Origin of the sequence: Streptococcus cristatus, from assembly GCF_963529205.1 — a bacterium.
Taxonomy (GTDB): Bacteria; Bacillota; Bacilli; order Lactobacillales; family Streptococcaceae; genus Streptococcus; species Streptococcus cristatus_O.
On the sequence record NZ_CAURYF010000050.1, the window covers coordinates 1 to 6,738 of the forward strand.

Here is a 6,738-nt window from a genome sequence, read left to right on the forward strand (position 1 = left end):
TTGGCCCGCTCAATGATTTCATCTGTTAATAAAGCTTTTCCCATTGATCTACGTTCCTATTTATTCAGATTTTTTTGTTGCCAGTACTGAAGGGCCATGATGGTCTTGGCATCGCAGATGTCACCGTTTTGCAGCAACTGATGTGCCTCCTCCAGACTGACTTCAAAAAGTTCCAATGTTTCATCCTCGTCTTGGGGACGAGGGTTTTCGACCTTTGTCAAATGGCTGGCGCTGTAAAGTTTGATTTTCTCATTGCAAAAACCGATGGCAGAATAAAAATCATAAACCAGCTCCAACTGGCCAGTGTAGCCCGTCTCTTCTTCTAATTCTCGGAGGGCAGCCGCTTGCGGATCTGCATTCTCTCCTAGCTCCAACTTCCCAGCTGGAATCTCGTAAGAAGTCGCTTCAATCGCCTTGCGGTACTGCTTGACCAAAATCATCTTATTTTCCGGAGTGATAGCAATCACAGCCACCGCGCCATTATGAAAAATCAAATCCCGTTGGGCTTGACCCTTACCCTCTGGCAACTCTACCTGATCCTGAACCACTTTGAAAATCGGTCCTTGATAAATCTCCGTCCGTTGGACGGTTTTTTCTTCAAATTCCATGGCTGAACCTACTTATTTTGAGGGTGATGAGGAAGACGCTTAGCATAATCTTCCTTGTTAATCTGACGACCACGTCCCAGAGCAATGGCATCTGCTGGCACGTCCTTCGTGATGGTAGAACCCGCACCGACCAGTGAGTTGTCACCCAGCTCAACTGGGGCAATAATAGTCGAATTTGAACCAACAAAGACATTATCTCCAATGATAGTCTTATACTTCTTCTGACCATCATAATTGACCGTAATTGTTCCCGCACCAAAGTTGACATTGGCACCGACCTCAGAGTTTCCAATGTAGGTCAAATGACCAGCCTTGGTTTTTTCGCCGATAGAAGAACCCTTAACTTCAACAAAGTTGCCGACATGGACGTCCTTAGCCAGACTAGAACCTGGACGGATATGGGCGTACGGGCCAACCGTCACTCCATCTGCAACGATAGATTCTTCAATCATGGAGCTGGTGATAACAGCTCTCTCTCCAATTTCTGAATCTACAATATAAGTCCCATTGGTCAGGATCGTCTCTGCCCCAATCTTGGTTTGACCTTTCAGAGTCACGTTGGCTTCAATTTGCACTTCAGGTGCGATTTCTACATCTACATCAATATAGGTCGCATCTGGATTGACAAAGCTGACACCATTCACCATATGCTGCTGATTAATTCTACGGCGCATAATGCTTTCAGCTGTCGCCAAAGCCACGCGGTCGTTGACACCGAGACTTTCGTCAAAGTCTTTTAGCGTATAAGCACCAACTTTTTCACCATTTTCACGGAAAATGCCAATCACATCTGTGATATAGTATTCTCCCTGCGCATTATTGGTGTTGATATTTTTGAGGGCCTCAAAGAGACGGGCATTGTCAAAGACATAAGTCCCCGTATTGATTTCCTTGATTTGTTGCTCAAAGTCAGAAGCATCCTTCTGCTCGACAATTTTGATAACTTCTCCGTGCTGGTTGCGCACGATCCGGCCATAGCCAAAAGGATTGTCCGCTTCTGCTGTCAGGATTGTCGCAACATTCTTGTGGTTGATATGAAAGTCAATCAGATTTTTCAAGCTTTCTCCCGTAATCAGGGGAGTGTCACCAGCAATGACCAATGTTTGACCCGTCAGATTTTCCAAAACAGGCTCAGCCATCATGACCGCGTGACCAGTTCCCAGCTGCTCGGTCTGACGAACAAACTCGGTCTGACGAACAAACTCGGTCTGACCTGCCAAGACTTGCTCGACCAGCTCCGCCTTGTGCCCGATAACAGTGACAGTCTTCTCAGGATCAATCGCACTAACACTACGGAAAACATGCTCTAGCATGGAAATTCCTGCCACCTTGTGCAAGACCTTTGGTAAATCTGATTTCATGCGAGTACCCTTACCCGCAGCCAAAATAACGGCATAATTTGTCATAAATGAACTCTTTTCTCTAAGATATTACCCTTATTATACCACTAAAAGAGAATTTTTTAAAATGCAAATTGCAGAAGCATGAAATCGCACTTAGAGAAAAAGCTTCAAGTCATTGACCAAACCACTGTCCTCAATCCGCAATCCACTCCATCCAGATCAATTTTTTAACGTCTTTTTGCAGGTCTAAAAATGATTTCTCGTTCGTTTATACTAGCTTTTGATAGCGACGAATGACCAGCAAATTGTTCTTCTTAAATACTATATGTCTATTGCTCCTATTGTCAAAATTTTGATGGCGATTATACATTTAAAATTGATATGCAAAGAGATATTTGCTATAATGACCTAAGCATGAATGTTTGCTCCTACCTTATGAAGTGCAGAAAACTCTATAAATCTACTAGGAAAATACTATTATTAGGTGATCCACTTTGGGATGATGCAATCCAAGGATTGTGAGCTCCATTTTATAGTTTTATTGTTTTTAACTAGCCAATTTATAATTTAAAGTTGTAAGGAGATGTTGGTTATGATATTTACTAAAAATCGCAAGAAAAGAGATGAATACTACCAACAGATTGACAGGATCTATAATAACGATAGTATCATCATTAGCTCAAAGTTACGGGAAGAGCTCCTAACTAGTGCCAAAGGGCTACAAAAGGGGGACCAAATCAGTTATTTGGCATTTAAGTTGTATCCTTTTGTGTGTGACGAGGTGCTCAAGAATAAGTCCGATGAATTAATCTCATTTAAAAAATATCTTGAAAAAACAAGATGGAAATATTATTGGGGAAGTGTGCTTGGAATGGCATTCGTTAGGACATAAGTTACAACTTACACTTTTGAAAATATCAAGATGAATACGTAAATCATCTTCCGATATGGTATGATAATCAAAAACTCATAGAATCTCTAAGTAGGGCTGTTAGTCTAGCGACTTACAGTTCACACTAGTTGAGGCTCTGTGAGTTTTTTTCCTGCATGATATTTACAAGCTAGGCATAAAAAAGAGGCTGGGACTCTTTTGTCCCAACCTCCTGAATGTAGGTACTGTTAGTAAAGTCCCATATAAATTGCTTTGTGACCAGCTGTAATCTAGGCTCTCACAGAGATAAATGGTGAACCTTCTGTATTATCTTCAGGCGCTCCGCTCTTTGAACCAAAGATATAATCCACTGAGTACCAACCGTTATTATTAGCATTATAAGGATCATAGACCTGCGTTTGGCCATTTTGATAGCCTCTTAAGACTATCTCATGGGTAACAAAATGGCTGGCAAAGACACTGCTACCAACGGCTGCCATGACATGATGGCCTGCTGCCAAAGCTTCTTTAAGTGCTGCTGATGAATGTAAGACGTCTGTTGTCAGTCCCCAGTTCTGTGCCCCTTGGACAATACCCTTACTTGACGTTCCAAATAGACCATTTTTGTTAAAGGAGTCTGTATGGTGATAAAGGAAGTCCGCTACGGTTGTTGGTAAAACAGTTTGGCCTGTAATACCAGAAATAGCCATTGCTAATGTAGTAGGAACACAGCCAGTAGCTGCTAAATTATATTTTCCATAATATAATCCAGCCCATCTAGGATCACGTTGTGAATAATATGGCGTATCATAAACTCCCCTGTTGACTGTTGTAGTCGTTCCACCAACGCCTACCAAACTACCATCATTTTGAACATAATAGAGGTGAATATTGTATTCTCCCGTAGAGTATTTATGGCTAGAGGTGCGTACTAGGGCCTTATAACTACCATCCGCTTGCCTTTGAGCCCGATACCAAACAATGTCATCCTGACCATTGACACTCGACCAAGTCGGCAGGCTGACTTCCTTGACTCCTTTTGGACTATAAACATTAGTTACTACAACTTCGAATGTGCCCAATCGAGGATTATTATTTTTAATGGTGATTTGACCCGTTGGCTTAATGTGTTCTGAAGCTACATTTGCTGTTGTCTTCGTGCCTCCAACCCCGACCATACGGCCATCATTCTGAACATAGTAGAGGTGGATATTGTATTCGCCTGTAGAATACTTGTGGTCACGTAGATTGACCTGTGCCTTGTAAGTACCATCGGCTTGCTTGACTGCTGTGTACCAAATAATATCGTCCTGACCGTTAGCACTTGACCAAGTTGGCAATTTGACTTCCTTGACTCCATAAGCATTCTCAACTTCAGAAACTACCACTTCAAAGGTACCTGTCTGTTGATTGTTGTTCTGGATGGTCAGCTTACCTTTGGGAGTTCCTAGAGATACGGTCATCTTGGTTCCTCCAACTCCGACCAACTGGCCATTATTCCCTACATAATAGAGATGGACATTGTACTCACCTGTAGAATATTTATGGTCGCTCGCCTTAATATTCATCTTGTAGGTACCATCAGACTGCTTGACTGCTCGATACCAGATAATATCGTCCTGACCATTGGTGCTAGACCAAGTTGGCAGAAGCACTTCACGAACTCCCTCTGGACTGCTCACTCCGCTCACAACAACATCAAAACTACCTGTTGTTGGATTATTATTGGCAATCGTGAGAGTTCCTTTTGGTTTAGCGACAGAAACAGTAGTTGTTGTGCCACTAACCCCAATCATCTGGCCATTATCTTGAAGATAGTAGAGGTGGATATGATACTCACCTGTGGACATCTTATGGTTGCGGGCTTGAATGCTGGCCCTGTAGGTGCCATCGGACTGCTTGGTCGCTGTGTACCAAACAATATCATCTTGGCCTTTATCACTAGACCAAATCGGAAGATGCACGCTCTTGACACCAAAAGGACTGACAACATCAGACACAACAACATCAAAGCTGCCCGTATCCGGATTATTGTTCTCAATTTTCAAAGTCCCTTTAGGCTTAGCTGCTAGGCTGAACTGGGTGCCTGCTACACCGACTAATTGACCGTCATCTTGGATATAGTAAAGGTGAACAGTGTAGTCTCCCAAAGAATTCTTGTGATCGCGAGCCTGGATGCGAGCCCGATAGGTACCATCAGACTGTTTGATTGCTGTATGCCAGACTAGATCATCTTGACCTTTATCGTTAGACCAAGTCGGCAGTTTGACTTCCTTAACACCATAAGGATTGGAAACGTTAGAGACAACGACATCAAAGCTACCAGTAGCTGGATCGTTGTTTTCAATTTTCAAGGTTCCTTTAGGTTGAGATAGGCTAACTGTTGTTCGAGTGCCACCTACACCAACCAGCTGACCGTCATCTTGAATGTAGTAAAGATGAACATTATATTCGCCTGTTGATTTCTTATGATTCACTGCTTTGACGGTTGCTAGATAAGTACCATCCGCCTGCTTGACTGCTGTGTACCAGATCAGGTCATCTTGACCTTTATCGCTGGACCAGGTCGGTAACTTGACTTCCTTGACGCCATAAGGACTGGAAACACCAGAAACAACGACATCGAAACTACCTGTATCTGGATTATTGTTTCCAATTTTCAATGTTCCTTTAGGCTGAGCCTTAGAAACTGTAGTCGTTGTACCACCTACACCGACCAGCTGACCATTATCCTGAACATAATAGAGATGGATATTGTACTCACCTAGAGAGTTCTTGTGGTGAGAAGCTTTGACTGTGACAGTGTAGTTGCCATTGGTCTGGCGCTGCGCCTCGTACCAGACTAAGTCGTCTTGGCCATTGACACTAGACCAAACAGGAACAACAACTTTTTTCACACCATAAGGATTAGAAACTCCTGAGACAACAACATCGAAACTGCCTGTGTCTGGATTATTATTGACAATATCAATTTTTCCTTGTGGTTTGCCGATGGTAACAGTTGTTTTTGTACCACCTATACCGACTAGCTGATTGTCTTCCAGCAGATAGTAGAGGTGGATATTGTACTCACCTGTGGACATCTTATGGTCACGAGCTGTAACGCTAATTTTATAGGTGCCATCCACTTGTCGTTTAGCATCGTACCAGATAATATCATCCTGACCATTCACGCTGGACCAAGTTGGTAGGGCGACTTTTTTGATGGGCTTAGGGGATGAAATATTGGTTACATGAACATCGAAAGTACCAGCATTTGGATCAGCATTTGTAATATTGATAGTCCCTTGAGGCTTGTCATCAACTGCACGAGAAACTCTCACTTTTGGATCAGATTCTGGCTTTGTTTCTGCCTCTTGTGGCTTATCAGAAGAAGCTGTCACAGATCTAAATGAAGCTCTCCCTGAAGAAATGTTTTCAGAAGGGACTGATCCTAAATCGTTCTTAGACTGTTCAAACGGCGAGTTTCCATCCTTTTCAGATGAACTTGAAGTGACTTTTTCATTTTTACCTAAAGAAGCTTCAGATGCACCACTATCTTTCTTCGTCTCAGAATCTACTTCTGAAGCCTTGTTAGCTAGATCCGCCTGTTTAGAAGTATCTCGATTGGTCACAGCAGCTGAAGGTTCCGTTTGCTGCCTATCATTTGCTGCTTGATTTGTCTCGTCAGCAAAAACGCTATTAGCACTGGCTGCTAATAAAATAGCTGTACTAGCTAAATAAACTAATCCTTTTGTTTTCATACGCTTTCTCCATCCTTTTTAGAGTTGCACACCTTTATTGTAGCATAATAGGATAATTATTACAAATTGGTAACAAATTTGTTTCGCTTAATCCAAAACTGAATCGAAACCTATTCTTTCTATTATGTAATTCGTAAACAAAAATAAAAAAGAGCTGGGAAAGACCAAAAAAT

General features: G+C 42.3%; 3 protein-coding genes. All 3 read right to left on the reverse strand.

Going from position 1 to position 6,738, the window contains the following annotated elements; translation table 11 throughout:
- Positions 1 to 56 precede the first annotated feature (56 nt).
- Positions 57 to 608, reverse strand: a complete 552-nt coding sequence (locus RWS39_RS08855) for an NUDIX hydrolase (protein WP_125352938.1) — start codon at positions 606 to 608, stop codon at positions 57 to 59.
- 8 nt (positions 609 to 616) lie between these two features.
- Positions 617 to 2,014, reverse strand: a complete 1,398-nt coding sequence (glmU, locus tag RWS39_RS08860; RefSeq protein WP_314482662.1) for a bifunctional UDP-N-acetylglucosamine diphosphorylase/glucosamine-1-phosphate N-acetyltransferase GlmU — start codon at positions 2,012 to 2,014, stop codon at positions 617 to 619.
- A gap of 1,098 nt (positions 2,015 to 3,112) precedes the next feature.
- Entirely contained in the window at positions 3,113 to 6,565 is a 3,453-nt protein-coding gene (locus tag RWS39_RS08865) for a GBS Bsp-like repeat-containing protein (protein ID WP_314482665.1), read from the reverse strand.
- Positions 6,566 to 6,738: the final 173 nt, after the last annotated feature.

Bases quoted from the DNA above. Each gene is read 5' to 3' on its own strand.
- RWS39_RS08855 (WP_125352938.1), bottom strand. From the start codon at position 608: ATGGAATTTGAAGAAAAAACCGTCCAACGGACGGAGATTTATCAAGGA.
- glmU (WP_314482662.1), bottom strand. From the start codon at position 2,014: ATGACAAATTATGCCGTTATTTTGGCTGCGGGTAAGGGTACTCGCATG.
- RWS39_RS08865 (WP_314482665.1), bottom strand. From the start codon at position 6,565: ATGAAAACAAAAGGATTAGTTTATTTAGCTAGTACAGCTATTTTATTA.